Origin of the sequence: Chromohalobacter sp. 11-W (assembly GCF_029889905.1) — a bacterium.
Lineage (GTDB): Bacteria > Pseudomonadota > Gammaproteobacteria > Pseudomonadales > Halomonadaceae > Chromohalobacter.
Genome location: NZ_JARANZ010000002.1, coordinates 290,390 through 315,046, shown reverse-complemented (window position 1 = coordinate 315,046; position 24,657 = coordinate 290,390). Strand labels below are relative to the sequence as shown.

Here is a 24,657-nt window from a genome sequence, read left to right as displayed (position 1 = left end):
ACGACGAATGTCTGCGTTTACGACGAATGACGGTTCAGCGCTCGGTGTTGCGGTTGCCGCGATAGACGACGAAGTTCTTGAGTCCCTGGTCGGCGAGCCGAAGCGCCTGCATCTTGCTCATGATGCCCTGATCGCAATAGAGCGCGTAGCGCCGGTGCGATGGCAGGTGCGCGGCGCGTTCGCCGAGCTCGAAGAACGGAATCGTCAGCGGCTCGCCCTGTGGCAGACTCAACGGCGCTGCATCGCGCTCATCGGGGTGGCGAATATCGATGACCGTGACGTCATCGGCCTCGCGCAGCGCTGCGGCGCTCTCGATGACGGGGACATCGAGTGGGCGTGGCGCGGGCGTGTCGAGCAGGCGGTCCACCCGCGTTTGACGGGTGGCTTCGAGTGCTGCCTCGAGCACGTCCATGTCGAAGTCGGCCTCGGCGGCGTCGATCTGGTCGGGCCTGGGGCGTGTATTGGGGCGTTGCGAAATCGTACCGCAGTACTCCGGCAAACGCTCGGCATGGCCGGCGGTGCCGATGCGGCGCGCATCCTCGATGATGGTTTGCTTATCGTCGGCGATGAGCGGACGTAAGACGGGCCGCTCACTGACCGTGTCGATCAGCCCCAGGTTGACCAAGCTCTGACTGGAGACCTGCGCCAAGGCATCGCCGGTGACGAGTGCTGAAATGCGCGCGCGTGCCGCGACGCGATTGGCGGCTCGCAGCATCATGCGCTTGAGCACGACGCCTGCCAGGCCGGCGGGCACACGGCGCTGGATTTCATCGAGCACACCGTCGAAGGGCACACTGATGAAGTGGGCATGGTGCGATGCGCTGTAGCCTTGCCACACCCGATGCACGACCTCGCGTACGGACTGCTCGTGTTCCGGTCCGCCGAGATTGAAGAACAGGTAATGCGTCTTGAGCCCGCGCCGAATCAAGCGCCAGGCCGCCACCGGCGAATCGTAGCCGCCCGAGATGAGTGCCAGTGCTTGGCCCTGAGTGCCCAACGGATAACCGCCCAAGCCGGGCAAACGGCGAGTCACCAGGCGCAGATGCTGATCCTGCAACTCGAGCGTGACATTCACCTCGGGGTGGGAGAGATCCACTTTGGCGTCCGGGCTGGCGTCGAGCAGCGCGCCGCCCAGGTAACGCTCGAGGTCCGCCGAAGTGAAGTCGTGCTGTCCGCGGCGTTTGACGCTGACGCGAAACCGGCGGCCGGCCAGCGGCGCTCGCCATAGCGCTACCAGGCGCTCGGCGGTATCGGCGAAGGAGACGAAGGTATGCACGTCGATCACCAGCACCTCGTGGATGCCGGGCACGCGCGATAGCGTTGCTTCCAGGCGCTCGCGGGTAGCGTCGTCGATGGCGTGGCGTACCCGCACCTCCAGTGCATCCCAGCAGTCGGCGATCCGCACATCCGGGACCAGCGGCGTCAGGATGTTGCGCAGGTTGGTGCGCAGACAACGAACCATCTGCTTGCGCACGGGGCGGGACTTGATGGTGATCTCGGGGAAAAGCTTGACGCGATACCGCATATGTCTCGTGTCGAGTGCTAGGCCTCGTCTGAAAAGTCGACGAGCGATGATCAGACAAGGCAGAAATTGGCGAAAAAACGGAGTTTACAGGTCGTAAATGAGTACTTTGAGCCTATTTTTAACGCCGTATGATCGAGCGCAGGCACTTTTCAGGCAGTGCCTAGTGAAGGCGTGCATGGTAGCAATCCGGCCCCTCCCTCGCCAGTCACCCCGCCGAGGCTGCTACGCTGAATCGATATATCTCGCGGAGACTTCTCATGCAATACGAGCTGTATTATTGGCCGGGCATTCCCGGGCGCGGTGAATATGTGCGCTTGGCGCTCGAGGCGGCGGGGGCCGACTACGTCGATGTGGCGCGTGAACGCCAGGATGGCGTGAGCGCAATCGGCGATCTGCTCGAAGGCGAGGTCGCACCGTTCGAGGCATATCCGCCTTTCGCGCCGCCGATTCTCAAAGCCCAGGAGCGGCTCGTGTCACACGTCGCCAATATCCTGCGTTTCCTGGGGCCGCGGCTCGACCTGGTGCCGGACGACGAGGCCAGCCGCGATTGGGTGCATGGCTTGCAACTGACGATGACCGACTTCATCGCCGAGATTCATGATGTACATCATCCCATCGGCAGTTCGCTGTATTACGAAGAACAGCAAGACGAGGCGCGCCGGCGTGCCCATGTATTCCGGCAGGAGCGACTGGGCAAGTTCCTCGGCTACTTCGAGGAAGTTCTGGCGCGCAATCTGGCTGGCAAGGCGTATCTCGTCGGCGATGCCTTGAGTTATGTCGATCTCTCGCTTTTTCAAACCGTTAGTGGCCTGCGCTACGCCATGCCCCGTGCGATGGCGGCACAGGCGCCATCGATTCCCGGCGTTATGGCCTTGAGCGAGCGTGTGGCGGCATTGCCACGTATCGCCACCTATCTGGGGTCCGCTCGACGCCAAGCGTTTAACGAAGACGGCATTTTTCGCCATTATCTTGAGCTGGATGCCGATTGAGCGCTCGATGTTATCGTCTGGTGGCGCTATGTTGAGAAATGTGTGCAGGGGCCGCGCCCGAGCGCCAATGAATTTGATACCATCTTGGCGTTCGTGATCCGCGCCGTGGTGGGCGCTTCTTGATGGGCAGGGATAAGCGCATGTTTCTCGACGACTTTCACACCGTGACCGATGATCGGCTATGTATTACGGCCGAGCAGGCAAGCCGTTTCGCCAAGTGTATCGCTGGCGATTACAATCCCATTCACGATGCGGATGCACGGCGCTTCTGTGTGCCGGGCGATCTGCTGTTCGCCTTGGTGATGGCACGTTTTGGCCTGGCGCAACGCATGACCTTTCACTTCAAGGGCATGGTCGGTGATAGCGTACCGCTGTGCTTCGCTCAGCACGGCGATACCGTCCAAGTGACCGACGCCAATGGCAAGGTGTATCTCGAGGTCGAGCGCGGCGGGGATATTACCCACGATGCCGGCGTCATCGAGGCCTTCACGCGCCGTTACGTGGCCTTTTCGGGGCGCAATTTCCCGCATTACCTCAAACCGCTGATGGAAGAGCAGGGTGTCATGTTCAATCCTCAGCGACCATTGGTGATCTACGACAGCATGGGCTTTTCGTTGTCGCGGCTGGATGTCGCCGAGGCCGGCGTGGCCTTTGCCGGCGCGACGCTGGATGTCAGCGGCAAGCGGGGCGACGCCTTGCTGCAATTCAAGATGACCGACGGCGAAACGGCCATTGGCCATGGCTCCAAGAAGTTGGTGGTCAGCGGGCTGCGTGAGTACGATCCGCCGGTGATGGACGCCTTTGTCGAGAAGTTCATGAACCTCAAGGCGCATTACGCCACGGCCGAGTGAGTCGCCAGATGCAACCCTTGCACGCAGAAGGTGTCACAGGCCATGTCATCTTTTGTTATAGGAGCATCCCTTGAGTATCGAAGGCATTCAGCAATTCTTTCAACGCATGTTGGAGTCCCCGCAATCGGAGCGTCGGCAGGTGACGCTGGAATTGGCGGTGGCAGCCTTATTGTGCGAGATCATGCGTGCCGATTACGAACATCACCCACGCGAAAGGGCCATGCTGCGAGAGCTATTGACCACGCGCCTTACGATTGTCCCGGAAGACGTCGATGAACTGATGTCGTTGGCCGAAACCGAAGTCGAGCAGGCCGTCGACCACTACGAATTCGTCAGACTGATTCGTGAGCAGTACGGCTACGAAGACCGCGTGGCGCTGGTGGCTCAGATGTGGCAACTGGCCTTTGCCGACGGCGAACTCGATGCCTTGGAAGAGCATCGCGTTCGGCGTCTCGCCGATCTCCTTTATGTCAGTCACAGCGATTTCATTCGTACCAAGCTCGAGGTCATGCCTGAGAATTGAGTCGACACGGCCAGCCTGCGTGTGTCGAGTCCCTGAAAGCGTCTGGCGAAAAGTTGACTGAAACGCTTGGGTAAGTGCCATCGCGGGACGTTATACTGGGTGTATCGAGCTGTCAGCTTGGCTGGCGCACCGCAGATGAGCATATCGTGGAAAGGAGAGTTGCTGTGATCGAAGGCGTGAAGCATATCGTCGCCGTGGCGTCGGGCAAGGGGGGCGTTGGCAAGTCCACCGTGACCGTCAATCTGGCCCTGGCGATGGCCGCCGAGGGGTATCGAGTGGGACTGCTCGATGCCGATATCTACGGTCCCAGTCAGGCGCAGATGCTGGGTATCGCCCCGGGTGTGCGGCCGCAGCCGGCGGGTGAAAATGCCTTCAAGCCGCTGGAGGCTCATGGTCTGCAAGCGATGTCCATGGCGTTCATGGTGGATGTCGATGAACCCATGGTCTGGCGCGGGCCGATGGTGGCGGGGGCTTTCCAGCAGTTGCTCAACCAGACCGCCTGGCAGGATCTCGATTATCTTTTCGTCGATATGCCTCCGGGCACCGGCGATGTGCAGCTGACTCTGGCGCAGAAAGTGCCGGTAAGCGGCGCGGTGATCGTGACTACGCCTCAGGACATCGCGCTGCTCGATGCCAAGAAGGGCATCGAGATGTTCCGCAAGGTCAACGTGCCGGTGCTGGGCGTCGTCGAAAACATGAGCCAGCATGTCTGCTCGCAGTGTGGCCACCAGGAGCCGATCTTCGGTAGCGGTGGTGGTGAGCGCATTGCGGAGCAGTACCAGACTCGGCTATTGGGTCAATTGCCCCTCGACGGCACGATTCGCGAGCAGGTCGACGGTGGCAAGCCCAGCGTGATCGCTGACCCTGAAGGAAACGTCGCGCAGACGTTCCGCCAGGTGGCGCGTTCCGTGGCCGAGGGGATCGAAGCGCAGTCCGACGAGTCGCCGACCATCAGCTTTGGTGAGTGACGTTCGTCACCTAACGTTTGCGTGACGCGATGGGGCCGTTATCATAACGGCCCCCTTTGTTTTCAAGTACCGAGTTTTCAAGTACCGAGTTTTCACGGGCCGAGTTTTTACGGACTGAGTGTTCGCGGAGACGACCCGATTTCATCGCGATAGCGCACGGAGCAGGAAACTTCAATGAGCATCAAATCCGACAAATGGATTCGGCGCATGGCCGAGGGCCAGGGCATGATCGAGCCGTTCGAGGCGGACCAGGTTCGTTACGTGAACGAGCAGCGGGTGATTTCGTATGGAACCTCCAGCTACGGTTATGACGTGCGCTGCGCCGATGAATTCAAGGTGTTCACCAACATTCATTCGGCCGTGGTCGATCCCAAGGGGTTCGATGAGAAGAGCTTCGTCGACGTCAAAGGCGATGTCTGCGTGATACCGCCCAACTCTTTTGCCTTGGCGCGCACCGTGGAATATTTTCGGATTCCACGCAGCGTGTTGACCATCTGCCTGGGCAAGTCGACTTACGCGCGTTGCGGCATCATCGTCAATGTCACGCCACTGGAACCCGAGTGGGAAGGTCACGTCACGCTCGAGTTTTCCAATACCACCAACCTGCCCGCGCGAATCTATGCCAATGAAGGCGTGGCGCAGATGCTGTTCCTGGAGTCCGACGAGGTCTGTGACGTCTCCTATAAGGACCGTGGCGGCAAGTACATGGGGCAGCGTGGCGTGACGCTACCGAGGACCTGAGAAAGCGTCGATTTGTTGCTGCGCTTGCCATCCTGGGCGCCGGCGGTGCTCGGAATCCTCATGTAGCAGGCTACACTCCGGTTCCTGTGCTCCGGCGGCGCCCAGCCTGCCATCGCTCGCTGCGCAAATCGCCGGCTTTCTTGTGTTTGAGATAGTACCTCGAAAACAAGAAGACCCCGAAGGCCGAAACCTTCGGGGTCTTCTTTTGCTGCGTGTGATTTCACGCTGTTAACTTCCAACTTACTCGTCGATATCTTCGTCCAGCTCTTCCGCGGCGTCTTCATGCGACATCCGCAGTCCGGTGGGCGGCAGCGGCATGCCGTCGAACTGAGCGCCGTTTGCCCCCAGGCTCAAGCGGCCTTCGAGAAACCAGCGCACGGCGATGGGATAGATCAGATGCTCGCGGGCATGGACTTTCTCGATCATCTGCTCGGCGGTGGAATCGGGGTCGATCCTGAGCGCGGCCTGCAAGGCGACCGGCCCGCCATCGAGTTCCTCGGTGACGAAGTGCACGCTGGCGCCATGCTCCGACACGCCATCGGCCAGGGCGCGCGTATGCGTGTCCAGCCCAGGGTAATCCGGCAACAGCGAAGGGTGGATATTGAGCATGCGGCCGGCATAGCGATGCACGAACGTCGGGGTAAGAATGCGCATGAACCCCGCCAGCACGATCAAATCCGGAGTGTGGCGGTCGATGACCTTGATCAGTGCACGGTCGTAAGCTTCACGATCGTCGTACTCGCGATGCGGTAGCACGACGGAGTCGACACCGGCTTCCTTGGCGCGGATCAGGCCGTAGGCATCGCCTTGATTGGAGATCACGGCAACGATCTCGCCACCTAGCTCGTCGTGTTGTTGTGCGTCGAGTAGCGCCTGCAGGTTGCTGCCATTACCGGAGATCAACACCACGACACGACGTTTCTCGGCCGGTTCCGCTTCGAAGTCGTTACCGTCGGGGGTGTCGGCTTGAGTCGTAGCATTCATGAGCGGACGTTCTCCAGACGAACTTGTTCTTCCTCACCTTGGCGCGCGACGATGTCGCCGAGACGATGCACCGTCTCGCCGGCGGCCTCGAGCGTGGCCTGAGCGTGTTCGGCCTGCTCGGCAGGCACGACCACGACCATGCCAATGCCGCAATTGAGCACGCGATGCATCTCGTGCTCGTCGACGTTGCCTTCACGTTGCAGCCAGTCGAAGACCGCGGGACGCGTCCAGCTTGCGGCGTCGATGCGCGCGGTGAGCGTATCGGGCAGCACGCGAGGTACGTTCTCGAGCAGACCGCCGCCGGTGATATGCGAAAGAGCGTGTACGGCCACGTCGCTGTCCTTGATCAATGACAGCAGCGGTTTGACGTAAATGCGTGTCGGCGCCAGCAAGGCATCACGCAAGGCCACACCGTCGACCTCGGTGTCGAGATTGGCCTGGCTCACGTCAAGGATCTTGCGGATCAGCGAGTAGCCATTGGAGTGCGGACCGGAGGCGGCGAGCCCGAGCAGCACATCCCCCTCGGCGACGCGGCTGCCATCGAGGATTTCGGATTTCTCGACGACACCGACGCAGAAGCCGGCCAGGTCGTAGTCGCCTCCCGTGTACATGCCGGGCATCTCGGCGGTCTCGCCGCCGATCAGTGAGCAGCCCGCCTGGGCGCAACCTTCGCCGATACCGGTGACGACGTCGGCGGCAATCTCGACATCCAGCTTGCCAGTGGCATAGTAGTCGAGGAAGAACAACGGCTCGGCGCCGGCGACGACCAGGTCGTTGACGCACATGGCGACCAGGTCGATGCCGATGGTGTCATGCCGGCCTAGATCCATGGCCAGGCGTAGCTTGGTGCCCACCCCGTCGGTGCCGGACACGAGTACCGGCTCGCGGTAGCCGCTGGGCAATTGGCACAACGCGCCGAAGCCGCCCAGGCCGCCCATTACTTCGGGTCGGGAAGTGCGTTTGGCGACTCCCTTGATACGTTCGACGAGCGCGTTGCCGGCGTCGATGTCCACGCCGGCATCCTTGTAGCTGAGAGGTGCGCGGGAAGAGGTGGGCGTGTCCGAACTGCGAGTCATGGGCATTCCTGTCAACAGTGTGCCGATCGCGGGGCGATCGAGCGAAGCCGATGGCGCCGCCTGGCGCCCGAGGCCAGGGCGGTATAAGGGAAGCCCACATTGTAGCATTGCCCTACGGGAGGCGCATCGCCCGCGCAGGCGTGTAGAATCGAAACCAAAAGGGTTGGGAGATACGTATCGCAATGACACGCATACAAGTGTGGGGCCTTCTGGGCGCGGCGGGATTGGTCTGGTTGCTCGTCTTGCTGGAGCCCATCTTGATGCCGTTTTTCGTCGGCATGATATTGGCTTACCTAGGTGACCCGGTGACCGACTGGCTGGAGGCGCGTGGTTTGTCGCGCCGGCTCTCGGTGAGTGTGGTATTCCTCGTGCTAGCGTTGTCCATGGTCCTGGCGTGCCTGATTCTGATCCCCTTGCTGGGGCGCCAACTGGCGCAGTTGGTCGAATCTTTCCCGGCCATCTTCAACTGGGTACAGTCGGTGGTGCTACCGGAGGTCCAGGCGGTGACGGGCGTGGATCTTAGCGCTGACTTCGATCAACTGCGCGGCACCCTGATGGAAAACTGGCGCGAAACCGGCACGGTGGCGGCGGCGGTGCTGGCCCAGGCATCCAAGTCAGGCATGGCGTTCGCCGTGTGGATGGGCAATCTAGCGCTGATTCCCGTGACGACTTTTTACTTCCTGCTCGACTGGGATCGGCTCAAGGCACGCCTGCGCGATTTGCTGCCGCGTCACGTCGAGCCAACGATCACGCGCCTGAGCCATGAATGCGACGAGGTGTTGTCGGCCTTCCTGCGCGGGCAGTTGCTGGTGATGCTCAGCCTGGCGGTGATCTATGCGACGGGACTGAGTCTGCTGGGCCTGCGGTTTGGCCTTTTGATCGGCTTGGTGGCGGGGCTGGCCAGTATCGTGCCCTACTTAGGCGTGATCGTTGGCATTAGCGTGGCGGCGTTGGTGGCATTCTTCCAGTTCGGTGAATGGCTGCCGCTGCTCGGCGTGGCCGTGGTCTTCGGCATCGGTCAACTCGTCGAAAGCACCGTGCTGCAACCGGTATTGCTCGGCGACAAGATCGGCTTGCATCCCATCGCAGTTATCTTTGCCGTGCTCTCGGGTGGGCAACTGTTCGGTTTCACCGGCATTCTGTTGGCGTTGCCGGTCGCTGCTATCGTCATGGTAGTATTGCGTTACCTTCATGAGCGCTATAAAAACAGTCGCTTATACGATACATCCCGCCACGCTGGCGCCTCGCACGAAGGCGATGAGGAAAGGTCATGACCGGGTCCGCGCAGTTGCCACTGGGAGTGGGGCTGAGTGACGATGCAACGTTCGCCAACTTTCATGCGTCGAGCAATGCGCCATTGCTCGAACGCTTGCGCGGTCAGCTCGACACGGACGGTGAGCCGTTTCTGTTTCTGTGGGGCGCCCCGGGCAGCGGGCGCAGCCACCTGCTGCAAGCCGCCTGTCACGAAGCCGGCGACCGGGGAGGACGTGCCTTGTATCTCCCTTTGCGCGACCTAGGCCACTTTCCGCCGCATATGCTCGAGGATCTCGAACGCCTGGACCTGGTGGCGATCGACGATCTCTCTGCGGTACTCGGGCGCAAGCGCTGGGAAGAGGGGCTGTTTCATTTCTTCAATCGCATGCGCGATGCCAACAAGCGTCTAGTAATCGCCGCCGAGGCCGCGCCGCGCCAGTTGCCGACCGTTCTACCCGATCTCGCCTCGCGCTTGAGCTGGGGCGTGACCTTCCATGTTCAATCGCTGGATGACAGCGGACGCTTCGAGGCCTTGCAGTTGCGCGCACGGGTGCGCGGCATGCAGCTCCCCGATGAAGTGGCGCGCTACATTCTGCATCGCGGCCCGAGACAGCTTGCCGCACTATTCGATGCCCTCGCTCGCCTCGATCACGCCTCGCTTTCCGCTCAGCGCAAGCTGACCATTCCTTTCGTCAAGCAGGCACTGGGCTGGTAGGTTCTATACGAAAACTGCCTGCGCTCGCCCATACGGCGTTAAAAATCGGCTCGTGCGCGAGTCCGATCAAAATACTCATTTACAACACGTAAACTGGTGCGCCAGCCCGGTCCGTTTTCGCCGAATTTTGCCTTGTCTGTCCATCGCTCGTCGACTTTTCATACAGAACCTCACGCGACGGCTCATGCGTCGTCGCCGTTGAGGGTGGCGAGAATGCGGCGTGGCCCACCGTGCTGACGATGCTCGCCTAGCCATATGCCTTGCCAGGTGCCGGTGGCGAGTCGCCCCGACTCGACGGCCAGCGTTAGCTGCGTACCGAAGAGGCTGGCCAATACGTGCGCCGGCATGTCGTCGGGCCCTTCCAGCGTGTGGTGCATGCCGTCGATGCCTTGAGGGGCGAGTCGTTCGGCATAAAGCGCCATGTCGTGGCGCACGTCAGGGTCGGCGTTTTCATTGAGAGTGAGCGACGCGGACGTATGCAGTAATTGTAGATGCAAGAGACCGAGACGTACGCAAGCGAGCGCCGGAAGCTGGTCGGTGATGTCGTCGGTGATGAGATGAAAGCCCTGACGGCGTGGACTCAGGGTGAGCGTGGAGCGATGCCACATGATGGATTCTCCCGAGAGATAATGACGATGCCTTGAAAGGCACCATCGGCAGCACAATTTTACATTGATAGTCGCCGGGCTCGTGTGCGCCGGATGGGCGACCGTCATGATCGTCGATAGCGACGGATATCGCCATGATGGGGCGCGTGCACGGTGGTCTCAACCGATCAGGAGGGTGTGATGAGCGAGACACGCATTGAACGCGACAGCATGGGGGAGCTCGAAGTCCCCGCCGATGCCCTGTATGGCGCCCAGACCCAGCGTGCCATCAACAATTTTCCCATCAGTGGGCAGCCCATGCCCGCTGCGTTCATCCAGGCCGTGGCACGTGTCAAGCTGGCGGCGGCGAACGTCAATCGTGACCTTGGCCTGCTCGACGTCCAGCGCGCGGAGGCGATCATCAATGCGGCCCAGCGTCTCGTCGATGGTGAGCATGGCGATCAGTTTCCGATCGATGTCTTCCAGACAGGGTCGGGCACATCGACCAATATGAACGTCAACGAGGTGATCGCGCATCTCGCCGGCGAGAGCGGCACCGAGGTCGGCCCCAATGACCATGTCAACATGGGGCAGTCGAGCAATGACGTCATCCCCACCGCGTTGCATCTGTCGGCGGCGCTGGAGGTCGAGAAAGCGCTGCTTCCCGCCTTGCGTCATCTGCAGTCGGCCATCGATGCCAAGGCGCACGAGGTGGACGATGTCGTCAAGACCGGGCGTACCCACCTGATGGATGCCATGCCGGTGCGCATGAGTCAGGAACTGGGCGGCTGGTCCAGCCAGGTCGCTCAGGCCATCGAACGCTTGGAAGGCACCCAGCAGCGGCTGACACGCCTAGCGCTCGGCGGCACGGCGGTGGGCACGGGTATCAACGCCCACCCCGAGTTCGCCGAGCGAGTCGCCAAGACGCTGGGTGAGCAGACGGGGCTCAGCCTGCGTCCCAATGATAGCTTCTTCGCCAGCCTTGGTTCGCAGGATGCCGCCGTCGAGCTGTCCGGTCAGCTACGTACCTATGCCTGCGCGGTGATGAAGATCAGCAATGATCTGCGCTGGATGAACTCAGGCCCCTTGGCAGGGCTGGGCGAGATCGAACTCGAGGCCTTGCAACCAGGCAGCTCGATCATGCCGGGCAAGGTCAATCCGGTGATTCCCGAGGCAGCGGCGCAGACCGCGGCACAGGTGATCGGGCTGGATAGTGCGATCACGGTGGCGGGGCAGAGCGGCAATTTCCAGCTCAATGTCATGTTGCCGTTGATTGCCTCGAACCTGCTGACGTCGCTGCGCTTGATGTCTCGCGCCAGCACCTTATTGGCGGATCGCGCCATCGCTACCTTCAACGTGCGGCGCGACAATATCGAGGCGCCGCTGTCGCGCAATCCCATTCTGGTGACTGCGCTCAACTCGGTCATCGGTTATAACGCGGCGGCGCAGGTCGCCAAGAAGGCCTATCAGGCCGGGCGGCCGATCATCGATGTGGCCGAGGAAGAAACCGAGTTGTCTCGTGAGGAACTCGAACGCCTGCTCGATCCCACGCAGCTGACACAAGGCGGCATTCCCGAGTGACGTGAAAGGTGGGTAGGCATGGCTTGTTTTGGGCGCCCTCACGGGCGCCCAATTTATTTAACCCACTGCACTTTGCCATCTCGGTGGGTGACATAGACAGGCTCAATCGTCGTTCTTGACGGGCTCCTCGCCACGCCGTTCATGGGCTTCCTCGATAGTTTCCTCGGCGTCCTGTCGTTCTTCGCGATCCGCGTCCGGGCTGTCGTTTTCATCGGCACGCGCCGGCCGATAACGAAAGGTCGCGAGAATGGGGAAGTGGTCGGAACCGAACGCCGAGAGGCGGCGTAGTGCGACCAAGGTGAAGTGCTCGCTGACGAAGACGTGATCCAGCGGCCAGCGTAGCCAACGATGTTCGGCGTGGAAGGTGCTGTACAACCCGCGTCCGCGGCGAGGATCCAGCATGCCGCTGATGCGACAGAACAGGCGTGTCGTCTTCGACCATGCCACGTCGTTGAGATCGCCGGCGACCAGCGTGGGTTGATCCGAGTCTCGGACCGTCTGGCCGACTAGCAGCAGCTCGGCATCGCGCCATAGCGATTCATCGCTTTCGCCGGGCGCGGGAGGGCGTGGATGTACGGCATGGAAGCGCACACGCTCGCCACCTGGCAGCTCGAACCAGCCGTGTATCGATGGGATGTCGTCCTGGATCAACCACTCGACATGCGGTTCATGCAGCGAGAGACGCGAATACAAATGCATGCCGTAGAGGTTGTCGAGGGGAATCTTGACGGTATGCGGGTGGCTCTCGGTCAGCGCTTCGTCGAGGCGCTCTCCCCACCAGGCGTCCGACTCCAGGGTCAGTACGATGTCGGGGTCGACCTCGTGGATCTGGCGCATCAGCGATGCAGACTGGCGGTTGGGCGTGAGAACGTTGGCGACCAGCAACGAAAATTGACGTGAGGCGTCTTCGCCTTCTGCATTCACCACCTGGCGTTTTGCCAGCCATGTCCAGGGAAAAATGCGCGTGCCTTGCACGCCGAGCACGATCAAACTCGCGATGGCACCAACCCAGCCCAGTGGAGACCAGGGCAGCACGCAGAGTAAAGCGAAGAAAATCACGGCGGCGAGCGCCGCCAGTTGCAGACGTGGAAAGTCGAAACCGCGCACCCACCAGTAGCGTAAATTGAGCCATGGAATGGCAGTGGCAATAAACGCGATGAGCGCGAGCAGGGCAAGCACTATCTCGACGACATATTCAATCATCATGGCCTCGTTCCGGCGGCGCCGACCCCTGGCTCCATGCCGGGGCGTTACCGTCCATGGTCAGCGTGGAGATCGAGCGTAGCACCCTAACTGGTGGTGATGCCAAGCTAAAACATGTCAGTCAATCGCCTCGTCAGGCCGCATGCCCTTGGCAATGACGATTGAGATAGGCGGTCAGGCGCTGATGCTGTTCGGGCGTGAAACGCAGGCCCAGCTTGGTCCGTCGCCACAGGATATCGTCCGGTGAACGCGCCCATTCCTCATGCACCAAGTAGTCGACTTCGGCTTGAGTGAGGCCGGCGCCGAACGCCTCGCCAAGCTGATTTTCGCGGCTGACGCCGTGCAGGAAGCGCAGGCATAGCGCGCCATAGCTCGAGGCCAAACGCCGTGCCCGAGCCTCTCCCAAAAACGGATAATCGCGGACGAGTTGCATGGCAAATGCCTCGCGCGAGTCGATATCTCCACCGGGGAGCGATGCCTCGGCGGTCCAGGGCGCTCCTATCTCGGTGAAGTAGGGCTTCAGTTGCTCGAGGGCGGCTTCGGCCAGCTTGCGGTACGTGGTGATCTTGCCCCCGAAGACTGACAGCAGCGGTGCACCGCGGGCGTCGAGATCGAGCGTATAGTCGCGGGTCATCGCAGAGGGGTCGGCGGATTCGTCATCGCACAACGGCCGCACACCAGAGAAGGTGGTGACGATGTCCTCGTGAGAGAGCGTCTGGGTGAAATGCTGATTGACGACGTCGAGCAGATAGTCGATTTCCTGACGGCTTGCATTGACCTGGGCGGGATCGCCTTGGTAGCGCACATCGGTCGTGCCGATCAGGCTATAGTCCTGCTGATAGGGCAGCACGAAGACGATGCGGCGATCCTGATTCTGCAGGATATAAGCGCGCTCGTCGGTATTGAGACGCGGCACGACGATATGGCTGCCTTGGATCATGCGAACGCCGTAGCGCGAATCGCGCTGGGCGTTTTCGCGCACCACCTGCTCTACCCAAGGCCCGGCTGCGTTGACCAAGGCGCGCGCGTATCGTATATGGCGCTTGCCCGTGGTGACATCTTCCAGTGTGATGTGCCAGAGGCCATCTTCTTCCTGCGCCCCGACGCAGCGACTTCCCACCTGGATATCGGCGCCGTGTTCGCGCGCTTGCATGGCGTTGAGCACGACGAGCCGGGCATCATCTACCCAGCAGTCGGAATATTCAAAACCGCGCTTGATATCTGGTTTGAGGGGGCTTTGGGCGTCAAATCGCAACCCTTTTGAAGCGGGAAGGCTGGCACGCTGGCTGAGGTGGTCGTAGAGAAACAGGCCCGTGCGGATCATCCAGGCCGGACGTAAATGCGGCTGGTGCGGAAGAATGAAGCGTAACGGCCAGACGATATGCGGTGCCTTGCGTAACAACACTTCACGCTCGTGCAGCGCTTCGCGCACCAGGCGAAACTCTCGATGCTCAAGATAGCGCAGGCCGCCATGAATCAATTTGCTGCTCGCCGAGGAGGTTGCGCTGGCGAGATCACGTTGCTCGCTCAGGGCGACGCGCAAGCCGCGGCCTGCCGCATCATTGGCGATACCGGTGCCATTGATGCCACCGCCGATGACGAAAAGATCGAGTATGTCCTGTCGGGGGGAGGCGTTCATGGCAAGCTCCGCAAGGTTGGTTCGCAAGTCGATTGTTCGAATATGAAAGTAGCGTACTCGAAAACGAACATCAAGTCGACGAAACGAACACGGCGCCACTGAGTGACGCCGTTAGCGGGGCAAGTCGATCAGGCGTCGGCGATATGCAGTGTTACATCGTATTCGCGTAGTAGGCGCAGGATGCCGTCGGGTGGCTGGCGGTCCGTGAACAACGCGTCGATCTGCGAGATGTTGCCCTGGCGCACCACGGCATTGCGGTGGAACTTGGAGTGATCGGCGGTCAGGAAGACCTGGCGCGAGTTACGGATGATGGCCTGGGCGACACGGACTTCCTGATAGTCGAATTCGAGCAACGAGCCGTCATCGTCGATGCCACTGATGCCGATGATGCCGTAGTCGACCTTGAACTGATTGATGAAGTCGATCGTGGCTTCGCCGATAATGCCGCCGTCGCGCGAGCGCACTTGACCGCCAGCGATGATGACGTTGAAGTCCTCCTTGTGCTGAAGGATCGCCGCCACGTTGAGGTTGTTGGTAATGACCTCTAGGCCCTGGTGGTCGCGTAGTGCCTCGGCGACCATTTCATTGCTGGTGCCAATGTTGATGAACAAGGAGGCGGAGTCGGGAATCTGCGCGGCGACGCATTCAGCGATATGCTGCTTGGCATCGGCATTGAGTGTCTTGCGCGTATGGTAGGCGGTGTTGACGGTGCTCGATTCGAGACCGGCTCCACCGTGCACGCGCTTGATCGCGCCTTCGTCGGCCAATTGGTTGAGGTCGCGGCGAATCGTTTGTGGCGTGACGGAAAAATGCTGTGTGAGCTGCTCGATAGAGGCGTAGCCCTGATGCTTAACCAGGGTGACGATGGCGTCGTGGCGATCTTGTTGTGTCATTGGAGGTTCCGTTACCTGGCGAGTAAAACGGCCGATGAATGAGCCATGTCGTGTGGATAGACGCGAACGTTGCACAGGCGGTGCAGTGCAGGCTGGAAGGCTATGTTAAACCATGCACTAGTGCGGAAAAAGACATTATAATTGTTGTAAAACGAAAGTAGACATAAGTTTTATCCGCTAAAACGAACTTTTATACGCAGCCATGGAAATGTGCCGGGACTCGCGTCAAGCGTTTGAACCTTGGCGAATTTTTGGGTCGGGGCTTGCAATTTTCTACGGTCTGCGTAAAATGCGCATCCGTTGCCAAGGCCAGAGTTGGCAACGGCAGTAATGGCAGTGCCAAAGCTAGTGCAAAATAGGACCGTAGCTCAGTTGGTTAGAGCGCCACGTTGACATCGTGGAGGTCAGCGGTTCAAATCCGCTCGGTCCTACCAAGCGCTTAATGCCAGCAGTACTTCATATCAGTACCGCTTGACATAATCAGTGCTTGAGATGCTAAGTATCTAGCGTCTAATGCTGCCAACAATCGATTTTGCAGATCCCGATTTGCAGGACCGTAGCTCAGTTGGTTAGAGCGCCACGTTGACATCGTGGAGGTCAGCGGTTCAAATCCGCTCGGTCCTACCAGAATATTGAACGCCCCCGCTGCAAAACAGCGGGGGCGTTTTCGTTCGCGCCTCGTGCCGTCGAGCTTATCCAGTCACACTGGGTGTGGAGAGGTCGCTGGCGGCGATGAAGATGTCAACCAAGCGCTCGATTCCGCGTTGGTCGTCTTCGCTGAAGCGCTCGGGGCGCGGACTATCGAGATCCAGCACACCCCAGAGTTCGCCGTCGTGCACGATGGGTACCACCAGCTCCGAGCGTGATGCGGCATCGCAAGCGATGTGACCGGGAAAGGCATGGACATCCGCGATACGTTGCGTGCGCCGTGTCGTGGCGGCGGCACCGCACACGCCTTTTTCGAAAGGAATGGGGTTGCAGGCCGGCAAGCCCTGGAAAGGCCCGAGGATGAGCGTGCCGGGTTGGCGTTGAAGATAGAAGCCGGCCCAGTTCAGGTCGCTGACCTCGTGTTTCAGAAAGGCGCAGGTCTGTGCCGCGTTGGTCAGCCAGTCGCGGGTGTCCAGCAGGGTTTCTAACTGACGGGCGAGCAGGGCGTAGTCACTCATGATGTCTCCGGGTGAATGAGGATGATAACGAAACAGGCCGGCCCCGTGGGGCCGGCCTGTCGAATGAAACAGCGGAGGGCGGTTACTTCCAGCCGGGGACTGCGGCGCCCTTGAACAGTTCGTTGGCCTTGTCGATGACGGCCTGCGACTGATACGCCTTGACCAGATTCTGGATCGCTTCGTCGTCCTGCATGTCTTTGCGCGTCACGATCAAGTTGACGTAGGGCGACTCCGGCCCTTCCTTGATCAAGGCGTCGTCCAGACTGAGGCCTGCCGGCTGGGCAAAGGTGTTGTTGATGAAGGCCAAGTCCACATCGGGCAACACGCGCGGCAGTTGGGCGGCTTCGATTTCACGGAACTCGTAGTCATGCGGGTTTTCGCTGATATCCACCGGTGTCGCTTCGAGATTTTCCGGATCGTCGAGTTCTAGCAGTCCTTCGTTGTGCATCAGAATAAGCGAGCGCCCTTCGTTGGAAGGGTCGTTGGGCAGTGCGATGGTGGCCCCGTCGGGTACACTGGAAATGTCGTCGTAGCGTTCGGAGTATGCGCCGATCGGGTAGACGAAAGTCTTGCCGGCGATGGCGAAATCGTAACCGCGATCCTCGACCATACTATTCAGGTACGGCTCATGCTGGAAAGCATTGGCATCCAGGCTGCCATCGGCGAGGGCCGCATTGGGGGAAACGTAATCGGTGAATTCAACGATCTCTACATTGAGATCGTATTCTTTCTTGGCGATTTCCTTGGCGACTTTCATGACGTCCGTTTCCGGTCCTGCCACGGTGCCGACCTTGATCGATTGTGTCTCGGCGTCATCGCTTCCGCAGCCGGCGAGCAAGCCGGCACCGAGTAGTGCGGCGGCGCCGAGGAGGCGAACAGGGTGTAGGGCCTGGGCCAGAGTGTCTTTCATGGTGCGAGCTCCTTGAATGAGGCGTTGTTGCCTGATGTGCGATGGTTCCCGAAAAGCATTTATGCTTTTTTGAGTATAAAAGTGTTGCCTACTATAGCTTTACGTTTATCCCCTGGCCACGCGCTCATTTGTGGTCGGCCTTACGTACTAAGCGGTCTCCAAGGCTTTGAAAGCCCTGCACCATGACCACCAGTATCGCTACCGTGATGAGCATGATCAGCGGTTCGAAACGGTTGTAGCCGTAACGGATGCCCAGGTCACCCAGGCCGCCACCGCCGACGGCACCGGCCATGGCCGAGTAGCTGACCAGCGTGACCACAGTGATGGTCAGGCCGTTGATGATGCCGCCCTTGGCTTCTGGCAGGAGCACCTTGGTGATGATCTGCAGTGGGGTGGCGCCCATCGCTTGAGCGGCTTCGATCAGGCCCGGGGGGATTTCGTTGAGCGCTCCTTCTACCAGGCGCGCGACGAAGGGGATCGCGGCGATAATGAGCGGCACGATGGCGGCGTTGGTGCCGATGGAGCTGCCGACGACGAGGCGCGTGAAGGGGATGATCGCCACCATGAGAATGATGAAGGGAATCGAGCGGCCGATATTGGTGACGATTCCCAGTACGCGTTGGGCGACTGGCTGTGCGAGGATCTGCCCCGGCCGCGTGACATAAAGCAGAACCCCGAGGGGGATGCCGATCACGGCCGAGACCGCGCCTGACAGGGCGACCATATAGAGGGTATCGAAAGTGGCCTCGAGAATCAGTTCAAGCATTGCGCTGGACATGGCCGAGTACCTCTACATTGATATCGTGGGATTCGAGTTGCGAGAGCGCTTGTGACGTCGTCTCGGGCGTGCCGATGAGCTCGGCGATCATCAGGCCTAGCGTGCGCCCCTGGATCGACTCCACCTTGGCTTGCAGGATGCTGACATCGACGCCGCTATCGCGTGCCAGGCGCGAAATGAGCGGCGTGGCGACATTGGCGCCAGAAAACGCCAGGCGTACCACGGGATGCGTATGTTCGCCGGGTGCTTCCTCGAGGCGCTCGACCAGCGCCTGCGGTGGTTCGAGTTCGAGAAAAGCGTTGAGAAAATCGCGTCCCAGTCGTGTGGCCGGTGCGGTGAAGAAATCGCCGACGTCGGCTTCTTCCACCAGCTCGCCATCCGAGATCAGGCCGACACGGTGGCAGATGCTCTTGACCACTTCCATCTCATGGGTAATGAGTAGAATGGTCAGCCCCAGCTTACGGTTGATGTCCTGCAGTAGCTCGAGGATCGAGGCCGTCGTCTGTGGGTCGAGGGCGGACGTCGCCTCGTCGCAGAGCAGCACCTTGGGGCGGCTGGCGAGGGCGCGCGCGATGGCGACACGCTGTTTCTGCCCTCCCGAGAGTTGCGCCGGGTATTGCGTGGCTTTGTCGGTTAGGCCGGTAAGATCGAGCAGCGGTCCGACGCGCTCGCGAATCTCGCCTTTCGATACGCCCATCAGCTCCAGCGGTAGCGCCACATTGTCGAAAACCGTGCGCGAGGCGAGCAGATTGAAATGCTGGAAAATCATGCCGAGCTGATGGCGCGACTGCCGCAGGGCTTCGCTGTCCTGCTGGGTCAAGTCCTGGCCGTCGACGATAACATGGCCCTCGGTCGGGCGTTCGAGGAGGTTGACGCAGCGAATCAGCGTCGACTTACCGGCCCCGGAGAGGCCGATCACGCCATGGATGGCGCCCTTCGGGACTTCCAGGTCGATATTTTTGAGGGCATGGACCGCCGTGGGGCCAGCCCCATAGGTTTTGGAGACACCTTCGAGTTTGATCATCGTCTTCGTTTGGGTCGATGCGTTGGGACGTCATGGCCAGTGGCACGCCGGCGACCGTTGGGGATCGAAGCTTGTATGCCTGGAGTGGCGTCGCATGTGGCAAAACCCAGCATTATAACGAGACTGGACTGCCTATGTGGCGGGATTTGTAGGCTGTGGCCATAAAAAAAGGCCACCCAGGCGGGTGGCCATCAACGCTGGACACACCCTTTTAGCGGTATTTCCCGGGACATGCCCAGGCGCGCCCGCAATCTGGGTACAAATCGGCGCTCAAGAAGTCGCGAATTCTAGTGAGCGCTTCGTTACCTGTCAATGTCTCTAGGCCAAGTGTCGGCGATCCAGGGATTGATTCAGAAAGATCGCCTGTTTTTAGGGCTTTGAAAGGTATAGGCGCCTGACGATGGGCGTCGATGGGTCATGGTAGAATGATGCCTGTCGAGCGTGACAGCATTGGTCAAGGAGTCGAGATGTTTACCGGTATCGTGCAAGGCGTGGGGACGGTGGTAGCCGTGGAAGAGGAAACGCAGTTCCGGCGCCATGTCGTGACGTTTCCCGAGGGCATGGCGGATGGGCTCGAAACCGGTGCCTCGGTGTCGCACAACGGGTGCTGCCTGTCGGTGACTCGCATCGAGGGAGATCGAGTGTCCTTCGACCTGATGCGTGAAACATTGCGCCTCACCAACCTGGGTGTGCTGAGCGTTGGCGATCACGTCAATCTCGAGCGTGCCGCACGCATCGGTGACGAAATTGGCGGCCATGCGATGTCCGGCCACGTCATCTGTCAAGCGGCCCTGACAGAACTCGAGGAGGCACCGAACAATCGTCGCCTATGGTTTGCGTTGCCCGACGAGCATGCGCGGTTCTTGTTCGAAAAAGGCTATATTGGCGTCGATGGCATCAGTTTGACGATCGGCGCGCTCGAAGGTGGGCGTTTTTGTGTCGACCTGATACCCGAGACATTGATGCGCACGACGTTGGGTGAGCGCATGCTGGGTGACCGAGTCAATATCGAGATCGACCCGCAGACCCAGGCCATCGTCGAGACGGTCGAGCGGGTCATGGCGGCGCGAGGCACGGTATAAAATTGCACAGAGATCGAGGTTCTGACGCGTACCCTCGATTCCTGGCGTTGCATTGGGTACCATTTGCGGCTTTGTCCGCTGCCCGTCGCGGCTAAACCGCGTGCATTGCTGATGGAGCCTCAGATGAGCATTTATGGCGATTATATAAAGTCGGTCATTCGCACCGTCCCCGATTGGCCCCAGCCGGGCGTCAATTTCCGTGATATTACGCCGGTGCTGCAAAACAGTGCCGCTTTCCGCAAGCTCATCGATAGCTTCGTGCACCGTTATCAAGAGCTCAACCTGGATGCCATTGCCGCTATCGATGCGCGCGGTTTCATCATCGGGGCGCCGGTCGCCTATGAGCTCGGCTGCAGTTTCGTGCCGGTGCGCAAGAAAGGGAAGTTGCCGTTCAAGACCATCAGCGAAACCTATACGTTGGAGTACGGTGAGTCGACCGTCGAGCTGCATTCCGATGCTTTTCGCGAAGGCGACCGTATCCTGGTGATGGATGACCTGATCGCCACTGGTGGCACCATGCTGGCGGCGGCCTCGCTGATCCAGCGCAGCGGCGGACACGTGGTCGAGACCGCTGCGATCATCGACCTTCCCGAACTCGGCGGCGCGCAGAAGATTCGTGATGCCGGCCATGGCGTGTTCGCCGTTTGCACTTTTACCGAACACGAATGACGAGCGTGGGCGCGTGGCCTTTACGTGCCCTGTAGCCCCTTATATTCCCCCGTGTGGTCTTCCCATGAGTACCGATCGCTATCACCAGCAGTTCACCGTTTCCTGGGACCAGTTGCATCGCGATGTGCGTGTCCTGTGTCACCAACTCGTCGAGCGAGACTTTAAAGGCATCGTCGCGATTACCCGCGGCGGCTTGATTCCCGCTGCATTGATTGCACGTGAACTCAACGTGCGTCTGATCGATACCGTGTGCATCAAGAGTTACGAGCACAAGGAGCAGGGCGGCCTGAACGTCATGAAGGGCGTCGATCATGATGGCGATGGCTGGCTGTTGGTCGACGACCTGGTCGATACTGGCAAGACGGCGCGGGCGGTGCGCGAGATGCTGCCCAAGGCGCATTTCGTGACCATCTATGCCAAGCCCGAAGGGCGTCCGCTGGTCGATCAATGCTTGACCGAGGTCGCGCAGGATTGCTGGATTCAGTTTCCCTGGGACATGGGTATTGCCTATGTCGAGCCGCTGGTCGACCAGGTGCGTTCGCGCGATTCATGAGCCCTGTCGCCAAACGCAAGCGTAAGGAAGGTACGTGATGTCTCAAGTCTTGCCGGATAGCTGGCAGCATCATTTGGGCGCGGAATTCGAGGCGCCCTACATGCAGGCGCTGCGTGCGTTTCTGGCGCGCGAAAAAGCCGCGCGCAAGGTGATCTATCCGCATTCGGATCATTGGTTTCGTGCCTTCGAGCTGACGCCGTTGGATCAGGTCCGCGTCGTGGTTTTGGGGCAGGACCCGTACCACGGACCACACCAGGCGCATGGCTTGTGCTTCTCGGTGCGCCCCGGCATCCCGGCGCCGCCTTCGTTGCAGAACATTTACAAGGAACTGGCGCAGGATGTAGGCACGACCCCGGTCTCGCATGGTTTCCTCGAGTCCTGGGCGCGTCAGGGTGTTTTGCTGCTCAATAGTGTGTTGACCGTCGAGCAGGGCAACGCCGGCGCGCATCGGGGGCAGGGCTGGGAGGCCTTCACCGACCGTGCCATTCAGGTGGTCAACGAGCAATGCGATGGGGTGGTTTTCTTGCTGTGGGGCAGCTATGCCCAGAAGAAGGCATCGTTCGTCGACCGTCAGAAACACCTGGTATTGCATGCCCCGCATCCCTCGCCTTTGTCGGCGCATCGCGGCTTCTTCGGCCAGCGTCACTTCTCTCAAGCCAATGCCTTTCTGGCCGCACGGGGCCGAGAAGGCATCGACTGGCAATTGCCGGCACAGCCTGAGTTCATCGAGTCCCCTTAACCCGCGCCCCCTGGCACGCTAGAATACGTGCAAATCCGAACCGCTTTCCGGCCGCATCCGTGACGTACCCGCATGGCCGGTGTGGAGTGCGGTTCGGCTCGTCATCGCCGAAAGGATATCCCCCGACATGAGCGTTCATGCCATCCAACATCCCCTGGTCAAGCATAAGCTGGGCCTGATGCGCGAAGCCGGTATCAGCACCAAGAGCTTCCGTGAGCTGGCCAGCGAAGTCGCCAAGTTATTGACCTATGAAGCGACGCAGGATCTCGAAACTCAGAAGACCGAGATTCCGGGATGGAGCGGTGGCTTGCTCGAGGTCGAACTGCTCAAAGGCAAGAAGGTCACCGTGGTGCCCATTCTGCGCGCCGGTCTGGGCATGCTCGATGGTGTTACCGATCTCATCCCTAGCGCGCGTGTCAGTGTGGTGGGACTTTACCGCAACGAAGAAACACTGGAGCCGGTGCCGTATTTCGAGAAGTTCGTCGGCGATCTCGATGAGCGTCTGGCGATCGTCATCGATCCCATGTTGGCCACGGGGGGCTCCATGGTGGCGACGCTGGATATGCTCAAGGCGCGTGGCTGCCCGCTTGTGAAAGTCATCGTCCTGGTCGCGGCGCCGGAAGGTATCGCCCGGGTGCAGGAAGCTTATCCGGAGGTGGAGATCTATACCGCTTCCGTCGATGAGCGCCTCGACGAGAATGGCTACATCGTCCCTGGGCTTGGCGATGCTGGCGATAAAATATTCGGCACGCGCTGACACTCTTCAGCAAGCCCGCATCGGATTTTTTGATGTGGGCTCAGACTCTCCTCATCCTTGGATTTCATTGCCAAGAACTCGGGTCGCTTTATGCGACCTTTTTTATGTTCGAAATCGAAGAGTCCGACCGTCTTCTTTTGGAAAGCGTCGAGTACTGTTTTTTTTGTGCAGAGTAGACAAAAGTTCTATAAGGTGTTTTTTATTCTTATAAACAATAGTTTACGGTTCCTTTGTGGCCATATTGTGCGGCATGAGCATCGTTTTCGATAAATAACATTTGTGTCTGAAATCGAATCTCGACTAACGTGATTTTACACGCTTACTCAGCGTGATCTCATAACGAATAACAGCCGAGATCCGTATGTCATTGAACCTAGAAAACATCGATCGGGTGGTCGGCGGCGAGACGCATATCGCTGATATGAACCTGACCCTCGAACCCGGATCGTTCAATGTCCTGTTGGGCCGGACGCTCTCTGGCAAGACCACTCTGATGCGACTGATGGCGGGACTCGACACGCCGACCCGAGGGCGAGTCTTAATGGATGGTCAGGATGTGACCGGGCGTTCAGTAAGGCATCGCAATGTATCGATGGTCTATCAGCAGTTCATCAATTACCCCAGCCTTACCGTCTACGATAATATTGCGTCGCCGCTGAAGCTGGCGAAGGTAGGGCGCGCCGAGATTGATCGTCGGGTTCGGAGCATCGCCGAGATGCTGCATATCGAGCACCTGCTAGATCGTCAGCCACTGGAGCTGTCCGGTGGCCAACAGCAGCGTACCGCCATGGGGCGTGCCTTGGTGAAGGATGCCGATGTGGTGTTGTTCGATGAGCCACTGGTCAATCTGGACTACAAGCTTCGCGAGGAATTTCGCGAAGAGCTGCGGGCGGTCTTCAGCGAACGTAACTGCATTGCTGTCTATGCGACCACCGAGCCTGCTGAAGCACTGGCACTGGGAGGCAATACAGCGGTATTACATCAAGGGCGCTTACTCCAATATGGCCCCACTGCCGATGTTTACCACCGTCCGAGCGATATCAGGGCGGCTGAGATGTTCTCGGAGCCACCCATCAATATCGTCAAAGGGACCCTCTCCGGCTCTGAAATCAGCTTCGATAATACGTTGCACTTTCCTGTTGGCAACGATCTTAGCGCGTTAGAACCGGGTGAATATCGGTTTGGCATTCGTGCCTCGCATATCTCGTTGACCCCGCGAGCCAAGAGCGATATCGAGATTCATATGGTCGTTGACTTGGCCGAGATCAGTGGCTCTGAAACCTTCCTGCATGTGCACAACGAACACTTCTACATGACGGTACATCTTGAGGGAGTGCACGAATTTCGCGTTGACTCGCCGGTCAAGCTCTACTTTCCGGCGCATAAGGTTTATGCCTTCGATCACGAAGGTGCGGTCGTTCATATACCGACTCACCTGAGAGGTATTTGA

Annotated in this window: 25 protein-coding genes and 2 tRNA genes; 16 read left to right on the top strand and 11 right to left on the bottom strand. The window is 59.9% G+C overall.

Translation table 11 applies throughout. From position 1 onward, the window contains the following. Nucleotides 1–34: 34 nt before the first annotated feature. Nucleotides 35–1,525 carry a tRNA uracil 4-sulfurtransferase ThiI gene (gene thiI / locus OP494_RS04280; protein ID WP_280539480.1) on the bottom strand — a complete coding sequence of 497 codons (1,491 nt, stop codon included), beginning with the start codon at nt 1,523–1,525 and terminating at the stop codon, nt 35–37. Between the two features lie 257 nt (nt 1,526–1,782). On the opposite strand from thiI, the gene OP494_RS04275 reads away from it, so the two are divergent. From OP494_RS04275 to dcd, 5 genes are all read left to right on the top strand, one after another. Then, complete coding sequence (locus OP494_RS04275; protein ID WP_280539479.1) at nt 1,783–2,514, top strand: glutathione S-transferase; 732 nt, start codon at nt 1,783–1,785, stop codon at nt 2,512–2,514. Between the two features lie 140 nt (nt 2,515–2,654). Then, nucleotides 2,655–3,365, top strand: a complete 711-nt coding sequence (locus tag OP494_RS04270) for a DUF3581 family protein (protein WP_280539478.1) — start codon at nt 2,655–2,657, stop codon at nt 3,363–3,365. 106 nt (nt 3,366–3,471) lie between these two features. Further along, nucleotides 3,472–3,888: a TerB family tellurite resistance protein gene (locus tag OP494_RS04265; RefSeq protein ID WP_280539616.1), complete on the top strand. Its 417-nt coding sequence runs from the start codon at nt 3,472–3,474 to the stop codon at nt 3,886–3,888. Nucleotides 3,889–4,055: 167 nt separating this feature from the next. Next, nucleotides 4,056–4,856, top strand: a complete 801-nt coding sequence (apbC, locus tag OP494_RS04260) for an iron-sulfur cluster carrier protein ApbC (RefSeq protein WP_280539614.1) — start codon at nt 4,056–4,058, stop codon at nt 4,854–4,856. Nucleotides 4,857–5,030: 174 nt separating this feature from the next. Beyond that, nucleotides 5,031–5,597: a dCTP deaminase gene (gene dcd, locus OP494_RS04255; protein ID WP_040241625.1), complete on the top strand. Its 567-nt coding sequence runs from the start codon at nt 5,031–5,033 to the stop codon at nt 5,595–5,597. A 240-nt stretch (nt 5,598–5,837) separates the two neighbouring features. Here the strand turns inward: dcd and purN are convergent, their stop codons facing one another. Both purN and purM read right to left on the bottom strand, forming a co-directional pair. Next, the gene (gene purN / locus OP494_RS04250; protein ID WP_280539477.1) at nt 5,838–6,581 is read right to left on the bottom strand and encodes a phosphoribosylglycinamide formyltransferase; all 744 of its coding nucleotides are present in this window, start codon (nt 6,579–6,581) and stop codon (nt 5,838–5,840) included. Next, on the bottom strand, nt 6,578–7,657 hold the full coding sequence (purM, locus tag OP494_RS04245) for a phosphoribosylformylglycinamidine cyclo-ligase (RefSeq protein WP_280539476.1): 1,080 nt from the start codon (nt 7,655–7,657) through the stop codon (nt 6,578–6,580). The genes purN and purM overlap by 4 nt, the downstream gene beginning before the upstream one ends. Nucleotides 7,658–7,839: 182 nt before the next feature. On the opposite strand from purM, the gene OP494_RS04240 reads away from it, so the two are divergent. Together OP494_RS04240 and hda are read left to right on the top strand one after the other, a co-directional pair. Continuing rightward, nucleotides 7,840–8,931 carry an AI-2E family transporter gene (locus OP494_RS04240; protein ID WP_280539475.1) on the top strand — a complete coding sequence of 364 codons (1,092 nt, stop codon included), beginning with the start codon at nt 7,840–7,842 and terminating at the stop codon, nt 8,929–8,931. Continuing rightward, entirely contained in the window at nt 8,928–9,626 is a 699-nt protein-coding gene (gene hda, locus OP494_RS04235) for a DnaA regulatory inactivator Hda (RefSeq protein ID WP_280539474.1), read from the top strand. The genes OP494_RS04240 and hda overlap by 4 nt, the downstream gene beginning before the upstream one ends. Before the next feature lie 182 nt (nt 9,627–9,808). Here the strand turns inward: hda and OP494_RS04230 are convergent, their stop codons facing one another. Beyond that, a complete protein-coding gene (locus OP494_RS04230) occupies nt 9,809–10,234 on the bottom strand; it encodes a secondary thiamine-phosphate synthase enzyme YjbQ (protein WP_280539473.1) in 426 nt (141 codons plus the stop codon). Nucleotides 10,235–10,414: 180 nt separating this feature from the next. Here OP494_RS04230 and OP494_RS04225 point away from each other — a divergent pair, with 180 nt between their 5' ends. Further along, complete coding sequence (locus OP494_RS04225; RefSeq protein ID WP_280539472.1) at nt 10,415–11,794, top strand: class II fumarate hydratase; 1,380 nt, start codon at nt 10,415–10,417, stop codon at nt 11,792–11,794. A 102-nt stretch (nt 11,795–11,896) separates the two neighbouring features. On the opposite strand, the gene OP494_RS04220 is transcribed toward OP494_RS04225, so the two are convergent. The 3 genes from OP494_RS04220 to OP494_RS04210 all read right to left on the bottom strand — a co-directional run bounded on the left by OP494_RS04220 (nt 11,897) and on the right by OP494_RS04210 (nt 15,529). Further along, the gene (locus OP494_RS04220) at nt 11,897–13,000 is read right to left on the bottom strand and encodes an endonuclease/exonuclease/phosphatase family protein (RefSeq protein ID WP_280539471.1); all 1,104 of its coding nucleotides are present in this window, start codon (nt 12,998–13,000) and stop codon (nt 11,897–11,899) included. Between the two features lie 130 nt (nt 13,001–13,130). Further along, a complete protein-coding gene (gene glpD, locus OP494_RS04215; protein WP_280539470.1) occupies nt 13,131–14,636 on the bottom strand; it encodes a glycerol-3-phosphate dehydrogenase in 1,506 nt (501 codons plus the stop codon). Between the two features lie 128 nt (nt 14,637–14,764). Next, entirely contained in the window at nt 14,765–15,529 is a 765-nt protein-coding gene (locus OP494_RS04210; RefSeq protein ID WP_246940653.1) for a DeoR/GlpR family transcriptional regulator, read from the bottom strand. 357 nt (nt 15,530–15,886) lie between these two features. Between OP494_RS04210 and OP494_RS04205 the strand changes: the two genes are divergently transcribed. After that, nucleotides 15,887–15,963, top strand: a tRNA-Val gene (locus OP494_RS04205). A 116-nt stretch (nt 15,964–16,079) separates the two neighbouring features. Continuing rightward, nucleotides 16,080–16,156 (top strand) — tRNA-Val (locus tag OP494_RS04200). Nucleotides 16,157–16,221: 65 nt separating this feature from the next. Here OP494_RS04200 and OP494_RS04195 read toward each other — a convergent pair. From OP494_RS04195 to OP494_RS04180, 4 genes are all read right to left on the bottom strand, one after another. Continuing rightward, nucleotides 16,222–16,695 (bottom strand): GAF domain-containing protein, encoded by a 474-nt coding sequence (locus tag OP494_RS04195; RefSeq protein WP_280539469.1) that lies wholly within the window; start codon nt 16,693–16,695, stop codon nt 16,222–16,224. Nucleotides 16,696–16,777: 82 nt separating this feature from the next. Next, a complete protein-coding gene (locus OP494_RS04190; RefSeq protein ID WP_280539468.1) occupies nt 16,778–17,605 on the bottom strand; it encodes a MetQ/NlpA family ABC transporter substrate-binding protein in 828 nt (275 codons plus the stop codon). A 124-nt stretch (nt 17,606–17,729) separates the two neighbouring features. Continuing rightward, the gene (locus tag OP494_RS04185) at nt 17,730–18,383 is read right to left on the bottom strand and encodes a methionine ABC transporter permease (protein WP_280539467.1); all 654 of its coding nucleotides are present in this window, start codon (nt 18,381–18,383) and stop codon (nt 17,730–17,732) included. Then, a complete protein-coding gene (locus OP494_RS04180; RefSeq protein ID WP_280539466.1) occupies nt 18,364–19,407 on the bottom strand; it encodes a methionine ABC transporter ATP-binding protein in 1,044 nt (347 codons plus the stop codon). The genes OP494_RS04185 and OP494_RS04180 overlap by 20 nt, the downstream gene beginning before the upstream one ends. Nucleotides 19,408–19,874: 467 nt before the next feature. Here OP494_RS04180 and OP494_RS04175 point away from each other — a divergent pair, with 467 nt between their 5' ends. The 6 genes from OP494_RS04175 (at nt 19,875) to OP494_RS04150 (ending at nt 24,657) form a co-directional block, all read left to right on the top strand. Beyond that, entirely contained in the window at nt 19,875–20,489 is a 615-nt protein-coding gene (locus OP494_RS04175) for a riboflavin synthase subunit alpha (RefSeq protein ID WP_280539465.1), read from the top strand. A gap of 123 nt (nt 20,490–20,612) precedes the next feature. Next, nucleotides 20,613–21,158 (top strand): adenine phosphoribosyltransferase, encoded by a 546-nt coding sequence (locus tag OP494_RS04170; RefSeq protein WP_040241597.1) that lies wholly within the window; start codon nt 20,613–20,615, stop codon nt 21,156–21,158. Nucleotides 21,159–21,222: 64 nt separating this feature from the next. Further along, nucleotides 21,223–21,711, top strand: a complete 489-nt coding sequence (gene gpt / locus OP494_RS04165) for a xanthine phosphoribosyltransferase (RefSeq protein WP_280539464.1) — start codon at nt 21,223–21,225, stop codon at nt 21,709–21,711. Between the two features lie 37 nt (nt 21,712–21,748). Continuing rightward, nucleotides 21,749–22,450: a uracil-DNA glycosylase gene (gene ung, locus OP494_RS04160; RefSeq protein WP_178997333.1), complete on the top strand. Its 702-nt coding sequence runs from the start codon at nt 21,749–21,751 to the stop codon at nt 22,448–22,450. Nucleotides 22,451–22,577: 127 nt separating this feature from the next. Next, a complete protein-coding gene (upp, locus tag OP494_RS04155) occupies nt 22,578–23,207 on the top strand; it encodes a uracil phosphoribosyltransferase (protein ID WP_040241590.1) in 630 nt (209 codons plus the stop codon). Nucleotides 23,208–23,568: 361 nt separating this feature from the next. Beyond that, on the top strand, nt 23,569–24,657 hold the full coding sequence (locus tag OP494_RS04150; RefSeq protein ID WP_280539463.1) for an ABC transporter ATP-binding protein: 1,089 nt from the start codon (nt 23,569–23,571) through the stop codon (nt 24,655–24,657).